The following is a 19,073-nucleotide window of genomic DNA, read 5'->3' on the forward strand; positions in this document are numbered from 1 at the left end:
CCGCGGGGAGGGTTCACTCCCCCACGGTCACGGGCTCAGTGCGTTCCGCTGGTGAACTTCAGCCCGATGATGGCGACGATCATCAGCCCCAGGAAGAACAGGCGCGAGGGCGTGGCCGGCTCCTGGAAGAGCACCATGCCCGCGATGGCCGCGCCGGCCGCGCCGATGCCCACCCAGACCGCGTAGGCCGTGCCGATGGGGAGCTGCTTCACCGCGAGGCCCAGCAGGCCCATGCTCGCGATGATGGCCCCCACCGTGAGCACGCTGGGCAGCGGCCGGGTGAAGCCCTGCGTGTACTTGAGGCCCACCGTCCAGGCCACTTCGAGCAGGCCCGCGATGACGAGGAGGATCCACGACGACGACATGACGCACGACTCCCGTGAAGGCGTCGTCTTGTCGTGACCGGGTACGGCGCACCTCGTCCGGGCTCGGACGCCCCACCCCGGGGCCTCCGCACGCGCCGCGGAAACTAACCGGGATGACCGCCTTGCGCCACCTCTCCACGAGACAAACGAGGCGTCAGCCTGCTAAGCTAGGAAAACTAGAAATAACCAGAAAGCAGTAAATTTCCAATAGAGGCCCTTCCAATGCAAGCCAAGCCTTTCGCCGTGGCCGCCGGCGTGTCGCTGTTCGCGTTCGGGCTGGTCGCGGAGGCAGCGGAGATCTTCCGCAACACCGGAACGCTCACCGGTTGGAACGCCATCAACCGCGAGCACAACGGCTCCGTGAACGAGGTCACGAACGTCACCTACGAGGGCCCCACCGCCATCAAGGTCACGCAGGTCTACGACCCGAACTACACGGGCCGGTACCACTCGGAGGTGGTGAGGAACAACGTCTACCGCCGGGGCGACATGGGCTTCTACGGCTTCACCTTCCGGCTGCAGCAGGACTGGCAGTTCCAGCCCCAGTCCTACAACCTGGCGCAGTTCATCGCGGACTTTTCCAACACCGGCTGCGACGACTACATGCCGTCCACCATGGTGTGGCTGTCCGGCAACCAGTTCTACACCCGCGTCAAGCAGGGCACGGTCTGCGCCCAGAAGACCGTCACCTTCCCCAACCTGGCCACCGTCAGCGCGGGGGAATGGCACAAGGTCATCCTGCAGGTGAAGTGGGCCAGCGACAGCGCCGGCTACATCAAGCTGTGGTTCGACGGCGTGAAGGTCCTGGAGCAGTTCAACCTGGCCACCACCGTGGCGGACGACCGCTACTTCCAGTTCCGCGTGGGCCTCTACGCCAACGGCTGGCATGACAGCGGGTACATGCAGGGCTCCCAGCCCACCCGCAGCATCTGGTTCGACGAAATCGCGGCCGGCACGACGTTCGCCGACGCCGACCCTGCGCAGTGGTAGTCCCGGTGGGCGCGGCGAGGTCCTCCCCCCGCCGCGCCGCCAACCTCAGGGCAGTTGTGACTGGAACGCGCCCCAGCGCTTGTGCACCCACTGCCGGATGTACTCGACCTCCTCCGCGTGGGTCTTGAAGTCCTGGCGCAGGTGCCAGTCCGGGAAGTTGTTGTAGCCCCCGTCGCTCCCCGCCTCCGGCTTCGCGAAGTTCCGGTACTGCTCCACCCACCGCGCCTCGTCGCGCTGCGCGTTGGGCCCCAGCTCCCGCACGTAGCCGTCGATCATCGCCTGCACCCGGGCCTCGCTCAGCTCGTTCTTCAAGGCCTGGCGGTAGCGCTCGCGCAGGGGGCCCGCGATGCCAGGCTCCGCCAGCATCCGCTTGAAGATCAGGTTGTCCGACGCGTAGGTGGGCCGCGCCGTGGCGCTGGTGCGCGTGGTGTCGTAGTTCTGCCCGAAGCTCGCGTCCAGGTCCCACGGGATGTAGCGCCAGGGCCCGCCCGTCTTCGGGTCGTACGCGTGATAGGCGTTCTTCGCCTGCGAGTCATTGCCCTGGATGAGCGTATTGAAGATCCACCAGTCCTCGTAGTCGCGCGCCTTCAGCTTCGCGCCGAACTCCTGACGGAAGCTGTCGTTGCTGGAGTCCGCCACCCACGCGACGAAGGCGTCCAGCGTGTCGAAGGCGTGGGGCTGCTTCTCATCCGGCGTGCCCTCGTCCTTCACGAAGCCGACGTGGAGGTTCGCCTTGGTCTGCCCGCCGCGCGTCAGGCGGGAGAAGTTGGCGTCCGCGGTGTCGGCCTTGAAGAGGTCCGAGTCATCGTCGATGCCGTTCCACTCCATCAGCCGCTTGTCCACGTGGTCCGCCGCCGTGTAGAGCCCGCGGTACTTGTTGTTCGCGTACACCACCACGCTGAAGGTGCGGATGCGCACGGCGTTGGGGGACAGCCGGTTCCACAGGTCGAACGCCAGCCGCGAGCGCAGGTAGGAGTTGTCATTGAACGTGGTGATGAGCACCACGCGCTTGCGGTCCTTGAAGCCGTCGCCGAAGACGGGCTCGGAGAACAGGTCGTCCTCCGCGAACTTGAGCGTCAGGCTGCGCTTGGGGAACACGCTGGACGTGGCCCCGCGGTACTTCGCGTCAATCGTGTAGCGGTGGCCCCGGTACACCACCTCCGCGGGCCGGTAGGCGCCGGATGTCAGGCCCACGTCCGGATTGAAGAACAGGTGCACCACGGGCAGCCCGTACTCCTCCGTGTAGGCCACGGGGTCGACGATGTCGACCTTGCCCGGCGCGGTGTCGTTGTTGGCCACGCCGACCTTGAGCGTGCCCGTCTCGCCGGTGGTGCGCTCCTCCAGCGTGAGCATCCACACCGCGCCCTGGTTGAGCGCGGGCGTCCAGCGCAGCGTGGCGGTGGCCGCGTCGAACGTGGCGCCCGGCGGAAGGTTCCTCACCCCGAAGCGCAGTCCGGCCTCCGCGAGCCCCGTCGCGCACGTCACCTTCGCGGCGAAGGGCTCGCCCTCCAGCACCCAGCGCGTGTCGCCCGCGGTGGGCGCGCAGGCCTGGGGTGCCGTGCCCGCGTCCCCGGCTCCCGCGTCCGGCGTTCCGGAGCCCGCGTCGGTCGGGGCGCCCGTGCCCGCGTCGGAGGAAGGCTGCGTGCCCCCATCCACCGTGCCCTCGCCGGACTGCGGGTGCGTGCCCGCGTCGGAGGCCGTGCCGGAAGGCGTGTCGTCCGTGGGCGATGAGGTGTCACCGCCGCCGCCGCACGCCACCAGGGCGAAGCACGCCAGCCCCGCCAGTCCCCGCGTCCACCATCGCCTGGATTGCACCGAGAATCGTCCCCCTTGCGTCACGGCCCGCGACAGACCGTGGAGGCAAGGGGTAGTCATCGTGCTGGAGTGCCGACACCGGCGCTCCGGGGCGATGTCGCTCGTCCGACAGCGTCAACGTCAGTACGTCGCGATCAACCCGGCGTGCAGGCTGGAGTACGTCTCCTCGGTCGCTCCGCCGTTGTTCCAACCGGTGAGAGTGCCGGGCCCGGAGAACTGGTCCTTGAAGTGCGCCAGCCGCCAGGCCACGTCGTAGCCGAACGGTCCCCAGATGTCCCCGGACACGCCCAGCTCCGCGCTCCAGCCGAAGCTGGACACGGACGTGCCGTAGTCGCGGACCTCCAGCGCCCGCCGCCCGCCGTCCGCGTCCGGCGAGTGCCCCGGCCTGGGGGACAGCAACAGCCCGCCCGACGCGTCCAGCCGCACCGAGCTGAACAGCGGCACGGACAGGTCCAACGCCACGGACGGGAACACGCGGTGCGTGCCGGTCAGCGGGTTGTCCGCGGTCGCCTCCACGTCGAACGCGCGCGTCTGGATGCCCGCGCGCGCGCCCACGTAGCCCTGCTGCGGACGCGTCGTGCCGAAGCGGAAGTAGAAGCGGTACATCGCCTGCGCGGTGAAGGCCGTGTCCGTGGCGGACACCTCGCGCACCGGCGTCTGGCCGCCGTCCCCGGTGAGCGTCACGTCGGAGCTGGAGAAGCCCCGCTGCGCCCCCAGTTGGAGCCCCAGCCCGCGCAGCACCGACGAGGGGTGACGCGCCAGCGGCAGCACCTCCGCCTCCAGCGCCAGCCCCAGGTACGGATACGACGACGAGAAGTCCGACGTGTCCCCGAGCTGATCCTCCTCCGGCAGCCGGTCGTACGCGCCGCAACTGTCCACGCCGGGCCGCGCGCAGTAGCGCCGCCACGTCGCGGTGAGGGACAGGTTGAGCCGCACCCAGGTGGGCGCGCCCACCTCCGGCTCCGCCTGCGCCTGCGCCTTGCCGGACGGCCCGGTGCCCAGCCGCAGCGACAGCCACGCGGGGGATTCCCGGACACCATGGAAGGCCGGCGGCGTCAGGACGTCGGAGGCCGCCGCGGCCGGAGCCGACAGGGCCCCGATGAGGGCCAGGGTCCGCGACAGTCCCGAGGGGACCCTCGTGCTTCGGGGGGTCGTCATGCGCCGGTCAGGTTCACCCAGCGCCGGGGCGAAGTCCAGGCTCGGGGCTCAGGCGTTCATCACGTGACCCACGCTCGCCGTGGAGGGCACTGGCGCGGGCTGCGGGGTGAGCGAAGGCGAGGAATCCTGGGACACCACGGGAGCAGGCTGGGATTCCTGGGCACGACCCAGGAAGTCACGCCGGTAGATGCGCACCATGGCCATGAAGATGGACGCGATGAGCGGCCCCACCAGCAGGCCCATCATCCCGAACACCGCCAGCCCGCCGAACATGGACAGGAAGACGAGCAGCGGATGCAGCGCCATGCGCGAGCCGCACAGCCTGGGGCGGATGACGTTGTCGATGCTGCCCACCAGGAAGGTGCCCCACGCGAGCAGGAACACGCCCTCGCTCACCCGGTTGGCCGCGATGAGGATGACGCCGATGGGCCCCCACACGAGCGCGGTGCCGCCCACCGGGACCAGCGCCACCAGCACCATGGCCGCGCCCCACACCCCGGCGTGCGGCACGCCCGCGATGAGCAGCCCCACGAAGCCCACCGCGCCCTGCACCAGCGCGGTGACGGTGTTGCCGTAGATGATGGCGTACGCGACGTCCGTGAACTCGTGGGAGAAGGCGTCGAAGTAGCGGCGCTCCAGGGGGATGAGCCGGGCCACCTCGTTCACCAGACGACGGCCGTCCAGGAAGAAGTAGTACATGGCGACCGTCATCAGGAACATGTTGACGAGCAGCTCCGTGCCGGCGCCCACCAGGTCCGCGAGCAGCCCCGCGCCGCCCGACACCGCCGTCATCAGCAGGCGCTCCGTCTCCGAGCTCTCCGGATCGAAGTGCACGTAGCGGGCGAGGCCCCGGGGCAGGCTGTTGAGGAAGTGGTGGCGCAGGTCCACCTGATCCAACAGGTCCTGCGCCTGGCCCACGAACTGGAGCACCTCGCGGGCCACCATCCAGCCCACCAGCGCCAGCGGGGCCAGGATCAGCAGGAACACCGCGAGGGTGGACAGTCCGGCCGCCAGGGACTTGCGGCCCTGGAGCCGGCGGTCCAAGGAGTCCTGGATGGGCATGAACAGGACGACCAGGAAGCCGCCCAGCAGCACCGGCATCAGGAACGGCAGCAGGATGCGTGAAAAGAGAATCAGCGCGAGCGCGAACAGCCCCGCGAAGATGAAATTGGACCACCGCTTCGAATCGCCCGCCGTCACCGCCCCACCCCGTCCCCAGACCCGCTGAACGCAACGTAGGAACGGAGTTTCCCAGCAGGAAGTCCGTCCCTCCCTTCACCAAGAGGCCATCCATGACTTCTGGACGTTTCGCTCCCCTGGCGGCCGCCGCCACCGCGGTGGTCGCCAGCGCCTTCCTGATGCTCGGTCCGGCCGGCTGTGACGAGAGCCAGAACGCGGCCTGCACGGACAACTGCCCCGCCGTGGAGGGCACCTACCCGCTGAGGTTCATGGGGGACGCGGGGCTGCCCGCCGAGTGCGTGAACCTGAACGTGCAGCCCCTGGCCGACGGCGAGGTGCTGAGCATCCAGCGCGGCGAGGGCGGCATGCTCACGGGCTCACTGGCGGGGGTGCCGCTGACGGGTCAGGTGTACGCGAGCGGCGATCTGACCCTGACCGGCCTGCCGCCGCCCAGCAGCGATGGCGGGGTGAGCACGATCTACACCCTCAACGCGACCCACACCGGCGGCGGAGACGACGACGGGGGCCTGGTCCACGGCGGCCTGTCCGGGAACTTCACCGGCCAGTTCTCGCGCATCCAGGGGACCAGCGCCCTTCGGTGCAACGTGGCGCGCCCCTTCACGGCGACCCGGCAGTGAAGCCAGGGCCGCCGGGAGCGGCGCCAGGGCGGCAGAATTACTTCTTCTTGCCTTCGGCGGCGGCGGCCTTGGCGGCTTCCTTCTGCTTCTTGATCCGCTTCTTCCAGTGCTGACGGATCTTCATCTGCACGCGGCGGTGCTTGCTCTTGCTGTTGGCCATGTGGGTGGCTCCTGGTCTCCGGAATGGAGCAAAGGGGGGCTTACCTATCAGAAGCCTACGGGCTCCCGGAAGAGGAACCCTCGGGGTCCTCCGGGACGGGCGCCCCGTCGGCTCGCGGCGCGGGGCCGGGCCCGCCGTCCGGGGGGGGCTCGTTGGGGGCCGGACGGGTCGGGAAGGGAATGCCCTCCGCGCTGCGGACCCGGGTGGGCTGGGCGCTGCCCAGCGTCACGTCCCCCTCCCGGTCCTCGTCGCTGGGGCGCTCCTTGGAGGCCGGCACGCTCGTCTGGTGGGGGCGCTTCTTCACCGAGGCGAAGATGGGGCGGCAGGCGTCCACGAAGCGGCGGACCTCGTCCAGGGGCAGCGCGGGCGAGTAGTTGTCGTTCACCCCCGTCATGGGCTCCGCCATGCACATGGCGTTGAGGATGGCCTCCTCCGTGGCCTCCATCACCGCCTCGTAGAGGGGGTCCAGGCGCTGATCCAGGAGGATCTTCATCTTGTAGACCATCTTCTGGGTGCGCCTGGGGATGATGTTCGCGGTGGAGAAGCCCACCACGATTTCACCCGAGCCGTGCGCCGCGTAGCTGCCCACGCGGCCGATGCCCAGGCCCACGCGCTTGCAGAGGCGGTTGATCTGATGGCTGAGCAGCGGCGCGTCCGTGGCGACCACCGCGATGATGGAGCCGTAGGACTTGCCGCGGTGGGGGGTGTTCTTGAACTTCTCCACCAGCACCTCGCCCACCGGCAGGCCGCCCACGCGCAGGTTGTGCATCTTCCCGAAGTTGGACATGACGAGCACGCCCAGCGTGTAGCCGCCCAGCACCTCCGGCAGCTTGCGCGAGGACGTGCCGATGCCGCCCTTGAAGTCGCACGTCACCATGCCGGTGCCGCCGCCGACGTTGCCCTCCTGCACCGGGCCGGACTTCGCGTTGTTGATGGCGGCGACGACGTGCTCCTGGCGCACGTGGCGGCCGGAGATGTCGTTGAGCCACGAGTCGTCGCACTCGCCCACCACGGGGATGATGACGTCGTGCTCGTCGCCGATGCCCGGGTAGCGCTGGACGAGGTAGTTGGCCACGCCGTCGGACACGGCGCCCACGGCCATGGTGTTGGTGAGGAGGATGGGCGTCTCGATGAGGCCCCACTCCATGAGCTGCGTCATGCCGGAGACCTCGCCCGCGCCGTTGAGCACGAAGCCGCCCCCGCTCATGCGTTCCATGAAGATGTTGCCCAGGTTGGGCAGGATGGCCGTGACGCCCGTGCGCACCGGGCCGTAGCCGGGCCGCAGCGGCCCCGAGCCTTCGATGAGCGTGGTGTGGCCCACCAGCACGCCTTCGACGTCGGTGATGGCGTTGTACCTGCCCGGCTTGAAGCGCCCCAGCGGCAGCCCCAGCTCCCGCGCCCGGACCCTCGGCCCATTCTCTTCCGGTATCCGCACCATGCGCCGACCGTACCCGACAATCTCCGACGGTCAACCCTGCTTCCCTACCGACCGGCGCGAACGTTCAGCCGCGTGCGGGAGGCCTCAGCCCCTCCACGAGCAGCCGCGTCTGCACGCGGGCGAGCGCCTCCGCGGCCTCCGCGCCCTGCGGGGACTCACCGAGCTGCCGGTCCACGAACAGCGAGGCGAGCCCGTGCACGAGCGACCACGCGGTGAGCGTGAGGGGCCGCGACTCGCCGGGGCGCAGCAGGCCCGCCGCCTGTCCCGCCTCGATGCTGCTCACCAGGAGCGTGAAGGCGCCCGGCTCTCCCTCCGGCTCCGGGGGCGGTGACATGGGCCGGGTGAAGTGCGGGCCGAACATCACCCGGAAGTGCGGCGGGTGGCGCACGGCGAACAGCACGTAGGCCTCGCCCGCCGCGTACAGCCGCTCCAGGGGGCCGGTGTGCGGGGCCATGCGCTCGCGCATCTCGCGCGCCATGGCGCGGAAGCCCTCGTGCGCCACCGCCTCCAGCAGCGCCTCCTTGTCCGCGAAGTGCCGGTACGGCGCCGCGTGGGTGACCCCCGCCCGCCGCGCCACCTCCCGCAGGGACAGCGCCCCGAAGCCCTCCTCGGCGATGAGCGCCACCGCCGCGTCCACCAGCGCCTGGCGCAGGTCCCCGTGGTGGTAGCGGCCCTTGTCCTCCGGTGCCTCCGCCGCCTGCTTCCGCTTGCCCCGCGTCGCCAACGTCCGTGCCTCCTCGCGCGCCTGGTGCCGCCCGCGCGACTTGAGCATCCGCCGCGCGAAGTTGCCAGCGTCAACATCCATGTTGACGCCGGAAACATGCGATGTTTACAGTGTCTACACTCTGGGGTTGGCGCGGGGCCTTCCGCGCCCTCACGTTGCACTGGAAAGGGAGCCGTCATGACGACCGCGATGAAGCAGACGATGTCCTCCGCGCCGGGCTGGCTGCGGGCGTTCCGCGCGCTTCCCCGCCAGCACGGCTTCGAGCCGCTGCGGGTGGAGGGCCAGGTGCCGGAGGGGCTGCGGGGCTCGCTGTACCGGGTGGGGCCGTGGACGTTCGACGTGCACGGCCGGCCGTACCAGCACTGGTTCGACGGGGACGGCGGGATGCTGGGCGTGCGCTTCGGGGCGGACGGGGTGACGGGGGCGTCGCGGCTGCTGGACACGCCCACCATGGTGGCGGAGCGCCAGGCGTCCTCGCAGCGCTACGGCGCGTACGGCACGCCCACGCCGCTGCTGCACAAGCTGCGCGACGTGCGCAAGAACTCAGCGAACACGTCCGTGATGGCGTGGAACGGCAAGCTGTACGCCCTCTTCGAGGGCAGCGTGCCGGTGGAGGTGTCCCCGGAGGACCTGTCCACGCTGGGCGAGACGGACTTCGACGGCACGGTGGTGGAGACGTTCTCCGCGCACCCGCACCGCGTGCCGTCGCGCAAGGCGTCCTACAACTTCGGCATCCGCTACGGCCGGGAGACGCTGGCGGACCTCTACGCGCTGCCGGACGGCGGCCCTGCGCGGCGGCTGGGCACGGTGAAGCTGCCGGGCGCGACCATGGTGCACGACTTCATCGCCACGGACCGCTACCTCGTCTTCTTCCTCTCACCGCTGCGCTTGAACCTCTTCCGCGCGCTGCTGCGGGTGGGCTCCTACTCGGAGAACCTGCGGTGGCGGCCGGAGGCGGGCGCGGACGTGCTGGTGGTGCCCATCGACGACGTGGCGCACCCGGTGCGCATCACCACGGACGCCTTCTACCTGTGGCACTTCGGCAACGCGTACGAGCAGGGCGACACGTTGGTGGTGGACTACGTGCGCTACCCCGACTTCACGACGAACCAGTGGCTGGGCGAGCTGGTGCGCGGCCCCACGTCCCTGGACGCGAAGGGCATGCTGCACCGGGCGGTGGTGGACCTGAAGGCGCGCACCTTCCGCACCGAACAGCGCGCGGACCTTAGCTGCGAGTTCCCCCGCGTGGCCCCCGGCGTCGTGGGCCGCGCGCACCAGACGCTCTACCTGGGCGTGCACCGGAGCGATGAAGCCCGGCGCGGCCTCTTCGACGGCGTGGCGCGCATGGACATGGCCACCGGCCGCATGACCACGGCCTCCCTGGGCGAGGACACCTACCCCTCCGAGCCCGTCTTCGTCCCCCGCCCCGGCGGAAGCGCCGAGGACGACGGCTGGGTGCTCACGCAGGTGTTCGACGCGAAGACGGACACGTCCCACGTCGCCGTGCTGGACGCGCGCCACCTGGAGGACGGGCCCGTGGCGCGCTGCCACTTCAACCACGCCCTGCCGCCCACGTTCCACGGCGGGTTCGCAACTGAACGGTGACTTCCCGAAAGGCAATCCCTACCTCTCGCGGTGGATCACGCCGGTTCGCGTCATCACGCTTGTCAGAGGAGATGACACGAAGAGCGTGACCCGCCGCCAGCCGTGGCAATCCCTCGCACGGATGAGACCTGCCCTCCCGGGCGCTTCACCGCGCGAATTCGCGTCTGTCAGTCTTTGGCTCCCGACCGCCAAAGGACGCACCCCATGGCCGCAACCGACCTCGCTGAGCAGGGTGAGCTCTCCAACGCATACAACTTCCATGACCCGCTCACCGGTGACGTCAACCTGCGCACGGGGCGGGTCCACCTCTCCCTGAGCGTGCCCGTGGTGCCGGGCATCGCGGGACTCGATGTCGACCTGGGCCTTGATTACTCGCAGCCCCTGCCGGGAGCGGACCGACGCATCCTCGGTCTCCCCGCGCCCTGGCGCTACCGCCTGAGCTACATCGTGGGCGGACAACTTACCGTCAACGGCCGCGAAACCTACACCGTGGATCCAGCGTGGCCACAGGGCCTGCGGTACGCGTTCCTGAAGAACATGTCCCTGGAGGCATTCCCCGACCTTCCGGCGCTCCCCTTCGACCCAGGCAGCAATCGCACGTACCGCAACGTCCTCTCCTTCCTGAACGGGGCGAAGCAGTACTTCGACAAATCCGGACGGCTCATCGCCAGCGCGGATGTCCACAACAATCACATCCTCTATTATTACAACGAAGCCGACGACACCTCCGTCCTTCAATCCACGCTCCAGCGCATCGTCGACACCTACGGACAGACCTTCACCTTCACGCATGAGGAGATGGCGACCCAGATCACCTTCCCCCAAGGGGAAGGCATTGCGCGGAGCATCCGCTTCGAGTTCTACAAAACGAGCGAGTTCCTCCGGATGAAGAAGTACGTGGGCCCCACGGGACGCGAAACCCTGTTGAGCCACAAGGACGTCGGCTCAACCAAGGGCCTGCTCGCCAGCATTCAGTCCCCCAGCGGACTCACAAGTGAGTTCCTCTATAATTCGATCCCAGCGAAGGGCTCCCAGGGAACAGAGTCGCTGGTCGTTGTCCAGGAGATCACTCGGACCTTCCAGGGAACCTCTCACACCACGCGCTACAAATTCGGCTGGGGCGAAGGCCGTCACAACTACACCGGGTACCCCGGTCTCTTCTTCAACTCCAATCAGCAGGATCCCCTGATGGAGAGGAAGAAGGGATTCGAATACATCACCAGGGTGGACGACGGAGTCACGATCACCTTCCACTTCTACAACCAATTGCACCTGGAGATGCACACCGATGTGTACACAGGCACCAAACCCCACAAGCCGATATCCAAGACAATCTTCCAGTATCCAGGCCAGACCCTGAAGGGCCTGCTAAGCTCCCTCAAGGAGCTCAGTTCAACACATCCGAACTATCAACTCCCCGTCCAGGTGGAGACGCAGACCTTCAACTCCGGCAGCACCTGGTCCTATCGTTCCCAGAAAAAGGAACTCGATTACAATAAAAAGGGACAACCCACACGCATAAGGGAGTCCTTCGCGGCGATCGGCAAGTCCTTCCGGAAGGAGAAGCAAGAGACGTTCTCCTACGACCCCCGCTTCGGGCTGCTCACGCAACACACAGTCCGCGACTACCATGCCAGAGGGAAGTTCACTGCCGATCCGGTCGTCACCCGGACCCGGCGGACATTGCACCCAGACGGACACCTCGTTGTCCGGAGTGACGTGGGGTTCGTCGGGGGCGCCGTGTTCAATCCCATCCGGCGCTCCACCTTTACCCATGACGGCAAGGGGCGGATCACCCGGCAGGAATCGAAAGACCTGACGCCCGACCAGGGCCTGATCACGTCCCAGGAGCTTTCCTACAGCTACGACCCGGCGAAGCACCGCCTCACCCTCACGTCGACGGATGCCTCCGGGTTCACCACCCTCCAGGAAATCGACACCACCCTCGGCCTCCTTGTGTCAGAGACCGATGCGCGGAACAACGTCGCCACCCACACCTACGACGCCCTGGGACGCAAGACCTCCACGGTGGATCCCCTGAATACAACCACCCGGTGGATCTATGACGACACCCTGCGGACCGTCACGGAAGAGCGGGCGAACGGGTACCAGACCGTCACCGAATTCAACAGCCTGGGCCTGATGACCCGGCGATTCGACAACGCCGGGCCGAACAAGAGCAGGCGCACCCTCGCGACCCGGACCTTCGACGAGCACGGACGCCTCGTCAGTGAGTCCGGAATCCTGGGCGACAACTCCAAGGTGACCCATGAATATGACCGCCGAGGACGCCTATCCAAGGTCACGGACGCGCTGGGCAACGCGCGCACCTACACCTATGACGAGGTCGCCCGGACCCAATCCGAGTCGTTCAATGGCATCCTGAGCCGCAAGCGGACCTTCAACGATAGGGGGCAGGTCACCGTGGAGGAGATCATCCCCTCCACCCCGGGGGTCACCCAGGTCACCGCCACCGGCTATGACGGCTTTGGCCAGGTCGTCCTCATGAGGCAGGGCAGCAAGACCCGACCGGACTTCCTCACGCATCACATCACCCGGGACATCGATGGCAACGCGGTGAAGACCGTGGTCCAGACGAGCGACGGAATCCAGGTCGTCCATGTGGAGGGCCGGGACCTGTTCGGCAACGTCATCCGCACCCAGCGGACGCGCCAGCAAAGGAACGAAACGACCTCCGTCAGCGGCCCCACCTTCTCCTACGACAACATCAACCGCCTCACGTCCATCCTCCTGCCCAAGGGACGGGCGGAGTCCTTCCTCAACGATGCCCACGGCAATCCCACGACCTGGAACATCCTGGGGGGCGGCGGCACCCAGTTCACCCAGCAGTTTGACGCCCGCAACGCACTCACCCGGATGGAGTTCACCGAAGGTGCGGTGAAACGTGAGTTCGTCCGGACCTACGATCCCCAGACCCAGCGCCTGCTGTCCCTGGAGCACCTGGCGGGCGGCACGTCCTCCGACAAGACCGAGTACACCTACTCCATGGATGGATTGCTCACGTCCCTCCAGTACAAACCCGACGGGAGGACCCAGATATGGGAGTACTCCTCCCAGAACAACCAACTGGTCCGCTTCACCGACTCCACGGGCACCAGCTTCAAGCTGACCTATACGCCCCAAGGGCAACTCCAGTCACGGATGGTGGACCCGGTGCCCACCATCCCCCTTCCCCTACCGGGCACCTTCGTCGGCTCCGTCACCTTCGAATACTATTCGAAGGCGGAGAGCGCGGTGCACAGTGGCAAGCTGAAGACCCTGAGCCACACGCTGACTGCCTTTACCACCTTCACCTACGACAACTTCGGGCGGGTTCATCAAGCCATCACCAAACCGCTGCCCCTGGACATCATCGCTCCGGCCCTCCTGTCCATCACCTATACCTACGACGACCTCAGCCGGAAGCTCACCCGCGTGGCCTACGCGTCCCCGAGTCAGCCGCAGAACGCCGCGCTCAACCGCCGGGTGGACTACCAGTACAACGGGCTGGGGCAACTCATCCAGGAGGAAGAGAGGAACGCGTCGGGCCTGGTGCAGATCCTCCGCGAGTATGTCTACGACGTCGCGGGGAACGTGGTGAAGCGAGTACTCACCCGCGGCCGCCAGGTCGAAGGGACGGTGTTCACATACGACGAGGACAACCAGCTCGTGTCCATCCAGGATTCGAGCGGCGCCCGGCGGGTCCCCGTCCACGATGATCGTGGCAATCTCACGGAGGACGGCACCGGCAGGAAGTTCAGCTACAACCTCCTGAACCAGCTCACGGGGTTCGTCGACAGCGCAGGGAAAAGCTTCGCCTATGACTATCACCCGGATGGGCTGAGGAAGAGCAAGTACGGCGCGGACGGAGCGGCCCTGCGCTACTACTACGACGCGGATGAAGTGCCCAACCTCGTCCACGAGGCCCGCGGCAAGATGAGCGCCGCCCAGACGTTCGCGGCCGACACCCATCTCAGCGGCGCCATGGTGGGCTCCATGCGCGTCGCCCGCAGGAACCCCGAGCCCCTTCAATCCCGGCAACTGCTGCTCCACGACAAGAACCACGTCATCGCGCAACGCACGTATCCCGGCGGCGTCCTGGGGGGCGTCCAGTTCGACGGCAACCGCTTCAGCGCCTATGGCGAGCGGGACGGGGCCTCGGGAGCGGTCCAGGATCCCTTTGATCTCAAGGCCAATCCCTTCGGCTTCAAGGGGGAGTACCGGGACGCGGAGTCGGGCCTCATCTACATGCGGGCGCGCTACTACGACCCGGGGCTCATGCGCTTCATGAGCCTCGACAGCCTGCCCCTCTTCAACCGCTACGAGTACGCCAACGGCAACCCGGTGATGCTGTCCGACCCCACCGGGCATGCGTGGGGGTTCTGGGGATGGTTTGGCTTCCTCGCGGGCATTGCCGTCGCCGTCGCCACCGTGGGGATCGGGGGGCTCGTCTTCGGGGCTGTTGGGCTTGCTGGAAGCATCGCGATCGGCGCCACTGCGGGATTCGCGGGCAGCCTCACCGGGAGTGTGTTCAACGCCATTGACCAGTCCGCGCAAGGCAATGGGAGCTTCACGGACAACTTCTTCACCCTTGATACCCTCCTGACCGTGACCGTCGGAACCGTCGGGGGAGCCCTCGGGGGAGCCCTCGGCAGCGGAGTCGAGTCTATCGGCGCGAAGATCGGACAACTGGTCGCCGACAGAACCATCCTGGGGAGCGCAGCCGTCAAGTACGCGGCCAGCAAGACGGCCACGGCCGTGACAGCCCTCGCCGAAAGCGCGACCCTCAATGTGACCGCGCAGTTCATCACGACGGGGGCCGTCAACTTCGACACTTCATTCATCGCGGCGCTGGCATTTGCCCCGGTGGCTGGACTCAGCGCGAAGAGCCTGGGATCCCGTACGTCGATCAAGGGGGCGGTCAGGAATCGCATCCGGCAGCGAGCCATCAACAACCCCTACGTGGTGCCGCCCACACCTGCTCTTGGCTCCGGTTTCAGCGTCGGCGGGGTGACGGGTGCCGTCCTGCCCTCGCCATACGGCAGTTACTGAGCGGAGCAGGGCCTGGGAAAACCTCCTGCTTTCTCCGCTTTCAAAACCATATCGGCTTAAATGGTTGGGAGACGGAGAACAGGAGGCAGGTCATGAAGCGGTTGCTGGCGGTGGCAGGACTGGTGGCGGCGCTGACCGGGTGTCAGCCGGAAGCGCAGACGGATCCAAACCTGGCGGAACAGGCCCAGGGCGCGACGAACGTGCCCGGGCTCTACGCCGTCTTCAACCAGCCGGACAACACGGGCACGCGGGACTACCGCATCAAGGACGAGCTGGCGCGGCTCATCCAGAACAGCCCCAAGGGTTCCTACATCCGCATCGCCATGTTCCTGTGGACGACGGACCACCTGAACGCGGCCCTCAAGGCGGCGCTGTGCCGGGGCGTCGTCGTGCGGCTGGTGGTGGACGAGCAGAACGGCGGCGCCGCTTCTGAGTTCGCCGCGGGCGGCGTCATCCATGACCTGAGCAGCTACGTGCCCCCAGCGGCGACGTGCCCGGACGGCTTGAGGCTGGAGCTCACGCGGTGCAACGGCACGGGCGCGGGCAGCGCGTGCATCGCGGGCTTCGACCGCGAGGGCACCATCATGCACGACAAGCTCTTCACCTTCTCCACCACCACGGATCCGCAGGGCAACCGCATCCAGCGCGTGGTGGTGCAGGGCTCGTGGAACAACACCTACTCCCAGAACAACTACTGGAACGACATGGTCGTCAGCTACGAGGACTGGGATTGGTACGACTACTGGGTCGGCTACCACAACGACCTGCGCGGCGGCACGAAGACGACGGACTACTCCGGACGTACGCGGCGGGCTGCACGCTGGACGTGAACCAGAACCACTTCAACGACAGCCGCGCCATCGTGGCCACGGAGCTGGTGCGCATTGGCAAGATGGGCTGCCGGGTGCGCGTGCTCTACACGGACATGGACGCGGGCATCATAACGAAGCTCACCGGCGCGACGAACCTCACGCTCCGCCAGCTCCACGACGCCTCCGCCAACAACGTGAAGCAGGGCGACGGCACGCCGCGCGAGGTGCTCACGCACAGCAAGCCAGGCCCTCAACGACGGCTGAGATGAAACGGGGACGGCGCCCTTCCAGGCACCGTCCCCTCCCCTGCCCGCGCTTCAGCGGTGGCTCAGGACTTGAGCTCCGGACGCGGCGCGGGCGGGGTCTCCGCGGGGGCCGAGGCGTTGGCCCGCGCGTTCTGCTCTTCAATCCGCTGCACGACCTTGTTGAGCGGCGGCGCGTGGGCGCCGGCCGGGTTCTCCGTCTGGGCCCGGCGCGCCTCGCGTTCCTTGTAGCGGCGGATGGCGGGCGCCATGATCTCGCCAATCAGCGTCCGGTAGTCCATGCCGGCACCCGCCGCGATGAGCACCAGGTCGCTCCAGCCGGGCGTGAGGCCGGGCAGCGGGTTGCACTCGATGAAGTAGATGCGCCCCTTGTCGTCCATGCGGAAGTCGATGCGCGCCACGTCGCGGCACCCCAGCGCCATGAACGAGTTGCGCGCCGCCGTGCGCAGCTTCTCCAGCAGCGCGGGTTCGATCTTCGCGGGCGCGTCGTAGCGGATGCGGTCCGTCCAATCGAGCTTGTGCTGGAAGCTGTAGACGGGGTTCTTCTCCGCCTTGTCCAGGAAGACGATCTCCATGGGCGGCAGCACGCGCGGACGCCGCTCGCCCAGGAGGCCCACCGTGAACTCGCGGCCGCCGATGTACTCTTCGATCAGCGCGGGCTGCTGGTACTTGCCGGCGATCTCCCGGACCACGTCGCGCAGCTCCGCCTCCGAGTTGCACACGCTCTTGGTGACGACGCCCTTGGAGCTGCCCTCCGCCACCGGCTTCACGATGAGCGGGAAGGTGGTGAACTCCTTGTTGAGGCGCTCCTTGCCCGTGACCATCAACTGGAAGTTGGGCGTGAGGATGCCCGCCTGACGGACGATCTTCTTCGCCAGCGCCTTGTCCAGCGCGAGCGACAGCGTCGCGGGGTCGGAGCCCGTGTACGGGATGTCCAGGAGCTCCAGCATCGCCGGCACCTGGCTCTCACGGTTGCGGCCCTTGAAGCCCTCCGCGATGTTGAAGACGATGTCCAACGGCGTGCTGGAGAGCACCGTGGGCAGCTCCGCCGTGGCCTCCAGGTCGATGACCTCGTGGCCCCAGGACGCGATGGCCTCGCGGATGGCCTGGAGCGTGTTGGGCGAGTCGTACTCGGCCTCGCTGTCCTCCTGCACCGTCTCCGCCGTGGCGCTGGGCTTCACGCGCTTCACGTTGAAGCTGAAGCCCACGCGCAGCGGGCCGGACTTGCGCGCCGGCCTGCCCTGGCGGCTCTTGGAGTCGCGGATCTTGTGGCGCTTGCCCGCGCTCTGGATGATGGAGTTGATGACCCCGTCCAGGTGCAGCCCCTCCAGCTCCGCCGCGGCGTAGATGCCCGCGCCCGGCTCCAGGCTGGGCAGCGCGTTGATCTCGAGGAAGTACGGCACGCCCGCGTCGGACACGCGGAAGTCCAGCCGGCCCAGGTCGCGGCAGTCCAGCACCTGGAGGATCTTCTGCGCCATCTTGCGGACGTCCTCGGACATCTTCGCCGGGATGTTCGCGGGGGCGCGCACGGACACGGACTTCTCCCGGCGCGTCTTCAGCTCGTAGTCGTAGATGGCGTACTTGCGGCCCTGGGACGCCTCCGGGTCGATGACGTACTCCACCGGCGCGAGCACGCCGTCGTAGTCGTTGTCCACCGCGGCCAGGAACGGCACCGTGAGGTCGCGCCCGCTGATGTACTCCTCCACCAGCACGCCCGCCGGGTACTTCTCCAGCGCCTTCGCCACCTTCTCCCGCACCTGCTCCAGCGTCTCCGCGACGGAGTCCTGGGTGATGCCCTTGGAGGAGCCCTCGAAGTTGGGCTTCACGATGACGGGGAAGCGCAGGTTCTCCGGCTGCAGCTCGTTGAGCTTCTCCACGTACTGCCAGCCGGGCGTGCGGATGCCGTGCTTGGAGAGGATGAGCTTGGTGAGCTGCTTGTCCAGCGTGAGCGCCAGCGCGTACGCGTCCGAGCCCGTGTACGCGAAGCCCAGCTCGTCGAAGAGCGCCGGGTAGAAGGCCTCACGGAAGCGGCCGCGGCGGCCCTCCGCCGTGTTGAAGATGAGGTCCGGGCTGTACGCCTCCAGGCGGGCGACGGTGCGCGACGCGGGGCCGCTCACCTCGAAGCGCTCCAGGCGGTGGCCCAGCCGCTCGATGGCCCCCGCCAGCGTGTTCACCGTCTCCTGCGTGTCGAACTCCGCCTCTTCTTCCGAGTCCGAAAGCCGCAGGTTGTAGGTCAGCGCGATGCGCATGGCTTACCCCGTCTCCCTTTCCTGAATGCCTTGCCGCGGCGCACCTTGGCCGCGGACATCAACCGTCCGGGAGCGCGCGTCGCGCCCACCGGCGTGCGGGCTGCAACCGTCGCGCCCGCGACAACCTTCCCGTCCACCACCTGCGTCTGCGCCCAGGTGTCCCCCAGCCGCAGGCCCAGCGGGTCGCGCAGCACGCGCCACGCCTCCACGCCGCCAATCACCACGAAGCCCGCCAGGGCGGCCACCACGCCGTGCGGCGCGGGCATCATCCCCAGCAGCACCACCAGCGCGAGCGGCGCGTTGCGAAGCGTGCTGTCACGGTGCCGCGCGGCCGAGCGCGTGGGCAGGTGCATCACCTTCACGCCGCAGATGCGCTTGCCCACGCTCTGCCCCTGGAGCATCCCGTCCGCGAGCAGCAGGAACAGCAGCGCCACCACCGCGCCCGCCGCGCCGCACACCACGTACAGGCCCCAGGCCACCGCGCAGTCGATGATGCGCGCGCCCAGCCGCAGGAGCAGCGACGCCTTCGGGTACGGTGAGTCCGGCTCCGCGTCCTCCTGCACCAGCCGCAGCACGCGGCCCGCGCCGCGGCCCTCCGCCATGAGACTGCGTTCGGGGGCGGTGC

15 protein-coding genes and 1 riboswitch are annotated in these 19,073 nt (G+C 68.0%); of the genes, 6 read left to right on the forward strand and 9 right to left on the reverse strand.

The annotated features are described in order from the left end of the window. Positions 1-35: 35 nt before the first annotated feature. Positions 36-365, reverse strand: a complete 330-nt coding sequence (gene sugE, locus K8556_RS12605) for a quaternary ammonium compound efflux SMR transporter SugE (RefSeq protein ID WP_223740298.1) — start codon at positions 363-365, stop codon at positions 36-38. A gap of 17 nt (positions 366-382) precedes the next feature. Then, positions 383-452: riboswitch (guanidine-III (ykkC-III) riboswitch) on the reverse strand. A gap of 135 nt (positions 453-587) precedes the next feature. Between sugE and K8556_RS12610 the strand changes: the two genes are divergently transcribed. Further along, on the forward strand, positions 588-1,355 hold the full coding sequence (locus K8556_RS12610; RefSeq protein ID WP_223740299.1) for a polysaccharide lyase: 768 nt from the start codon (positions 588-590) through the stop codon (positions 1,353-1,355). 45 nt (positions 1,356-1,400) lie between these two features. On the opposite strand, the gene K8556_RS12615 is transcribed toward K8556_RS12610, so the two are convergent. The 3 genes from K8556_RS12615 to K8556_RS12625 form a co-directional block, all read right to left on the reverse strand. Then, positions 1,401-3,170, reverse strand: a complete 1,770-nt coding sequence (locus K8556_RS12615; protein WP_223740300.1) for a CotH kinase family protein — start codon at positions 3,168-3,170, stop codon at positions 1,401-1,403. Positions 3,171-3,290: 120 nt separating this feature from the next. Next, positions 3,291-4,328 carry a hypothetical protein gene (locus K8556_RS12620; protein ID WP_223740301.1) on the reverse strand — a complete coding sequence of 346 codons (1,038 nt, stop codon included), beginning with the start codon at positions 4,326-4,328 and terminating at the stop codon, positions 3,291-3,293. A 48-nt stretch (positions 4,329-4,376) separates the two neighbouring features. Then, complete coding sequence (locus K8556_RS12625; RefSeq protein WP_223740302.1) at positions 4,377-5,528, reverse strand: AI-2E family transporter; 1,152 nt, start codon at positions 5,526-5,528, stop codon at positions 4,377-4,379. A gap of 92 nt (positions 5,529-5,620) precedes the next feature. Here K8556_RS12625 and K8556_RS12630 point away from each other — a divergent pair, with 92 nt between their 5' ends. Continuing rightward, positions 5,621-6,145 carry a hypothetical protein gene (locus K8556_RS12630; RefSeq protein ID WP_223740303.1) on the forward strand — a complete coding sequence of 175 codons (525 nt, stop codon included), beginning with the start codon at positions 5,621-5,623 and terminating at the stop codon, positions 6,143-6,145. A 37-nt stretch (positions 6,146-6,182) separates the two neighbouring features. On the opposite strand, the gene K8556_RS12635 is transcribed toward K8556_RS12630, so the two are convergent. From K8556_RS12635 to K8556_RS12645, 3 genes are all read right to left on the reverse strand, one after another. Beyond that, positions 6,183-6,305 carry a hypothetical protein gene (locus tag K8556_RS12635; protein ID WP_014396669.1) on the reverse strand — a complete coding sequence of 41 codons (123 nt, stop codon included), beginning with the start codon at positions 6,303-6,305 and terminating at the stop codon, positions 6,183-6,185. Between the two features lie 55 nt (positions 6,306-6,360). Then, a complete protein-coding gene (locus tag K8556_RS12640) occupies positions 6,361-7,743 on the reverse strand; it encodes a P1 family peptidase (RefSeq protein ID WP_223740304.1) in 1,383 nt (460 codons plus the stop codon). A 64-nt stretch (positions 7,744-7,807) separates the two neighbouring features. Next, positions 7,808-8,548 carry a TetR/AcrR family transcriptional regulator gene (locus K8556_RS12645; protein ID WP_223740305.1) on the reverse strand — a complete coding sequence of 247 codons (741 nt, stop codon included), beginning with the start codon at positions 8,546-8,548 and terminating at the stop codon, positions 7,808-7,810. 96 nt (positions 8,549-8,644) lie between these two features. Between K8556_RS12645 and K8556_RS12650 the strand changes: the two genes are divergently transcribed. The 4 genes from K8556_RS12650 to K8556_RS12665 all read left to right on the forward strand — a co-directional run bounded on the left by K8556_RS12650 (position 8,645) and on the right by K8556_RS12665 (position 16,205). Beyond that, entirely contained in the window at positions 8,645-10,072 is a 1,428-nt protein-coding gene (locus K8556_RS12650; RefSeq protein ID WP_223740306.1) for a carotenoid oxygenase family protein, read from the forward strand. Between the two features lie 204 nt (positions 10,073-10,276). After that, entirely contained in the window at positions 10,277-15,124 is a 4,848-nt protein-coding gene (locus K8556_RS12655; protein ID WP_223740307.1) for an RHS repeat domain-containing protein, read from the forward strand. A gap of 92 nt (positions 15,125-15,216) precedes the next feature. After that, positions 15,217-15,954 (forward strand): phospholipase D-like domain-containing protein, encoded by a 738-nt coding sequence (locus K8556_RS12660; RefSeq protein ID WP_223740308.1) that lies wholly within the window; start codon positions 15,217-15,219, stop codon positions 15,952-15,954. Next, positions 15,951-16,205, forward strand: coding sequence for a hypothetical protein (locus tag K8556_RS12665; protein ID WP_223740309.1), 255 nt, complete (start codon positions 15,951-15,953; stop codon positions 16,203-16,205). The genes K8556_RS12660 and K8556_RS12665 overlap by 4 nt, the downstream gene beginning before the upstream one ends. A gap of 59 nt (positions 16,206-16,264) precedes the next feature. On the opposite strand, the gene K8556_RS12670 is transcribed toward K8556_RS12665, so the two are convergent. Both K8556_RS12670 and K8556_RS12675 read right to left on the reverse strand, forming a co-directional pair. After that, entirely contained in the window at positions 16,265-18,448 is a 2,184-nt protein-coding gene (locus K8556_RS12670; RefSeq protein ID WP_223740310.1) for an ATP-grasp domain-containing protein, read from the reverse strand. Further along, positions 18,433-19,050: an RDD family protein gene (locus K8556_RS12675; RefSeq protein ID WP_223740511.1), complete on the reverse strand. Its 618-nt coding sequence runs from the start codon at positions 19,048-19,050 to the stop codon at positions 18,433-18,435. Before K8556_RS12675 ends, K8556_RS12670 begins: the two co-directional genes overlap by 16 nt. Positions 19,051-19,073: the final 23 nt, after the last annotated feature.

Origin of the sequence: Corallococcus sp. AS-1-12, from assembly GCF_020036995.1 — a bacterium.
Lineage (GTDB): Bacteria > Myxococcota > Myxococcia > Myxococcales > Myxococcaceae > Corallococcus.

Coding starts and splice junctions, on each gene's coding strand:
- K8556_RS12650 (WP_223740306.1), top strand. CDS start 8,645: ATGACGACCGCGATGAAGCAGACGATGTCCTCCGCGCCGGGCTGGCTG.
- K8556_RS12630 (WP_223740303.1), top strand. CDS start 5,621: ATGACTTCTGGACGTTTCGCTCCCCTGGCGGCCGCCGCCACCGCGGTG.
- K8556_RS12610 (WP_223740299.1), top strand. CDS start 588: ATGCAAGCCAAGCCTTTCGCCGTGGCCGCCGGCGTGTCGCTGTTCGCG.
- sugE (WP_223740298.1), bottom strand. CDS start 365: ATGTCGTCGTCGTGGATCCTCCTCGTCATCGCGGGCCTGCTCGAAGTG.
- K8556_RS12640 (WP_223740304.1), bottom strand. CDS start 7,743: ATGGTGCGGATACCGGAAGAGAATGGGCCGAGGGTCCGGGCGCGGGAG.
- K8556_RS12660 (WP_223740308.1), top strand. CDS start 15,217: ATGAAGCGGTTGCTGGCGGTGGCAGGACTGGTGGCGGCGCTGACCGGG.
- K8556_RS12635 (WP_014396669.1), bottom strand. CDS start 6,305: ATGGCCAACAGCAAGAGCAAGCACCGCCGCGTGCAGATGAAGATCCGT.
- K8556_RS12655 (WP_223740307.1), top strand. CDS start 10,277: ATGGCCGCAACCGACCTCGCTGAGCAGGGTGAGCTCTCCAACGCATAC.
- K8556_RS12675 (WP_223740511.1), bottom strand. CDS start 19,050: ATGGCGGAGGGCCGCGGCGCGGGCCGCGTGCTGCGGCTGGTGCAGGAG.
- K8556_RS12620 (WP_223740301.1), bottom strand. CDS start 4,328: ATGACGACCCCCCGAAGCACGAGGGTCCCCTCGGGACTGTCGCGGACC.
- K8556_RS12670 (WP_223740310.1), bottom strand. CDS start 18,448: ATGCGCATCGCGCTGACCTACAACCTGCGGCTTTCGGACTCGGAAGAA.
- K8556_RS12645 (WP_223740305.1), bottom strand. CDS start 8,548: ATGGATGTTGACGCTGGCAACTTCGCGCGGCGGATGCTCAAGTCGCGC.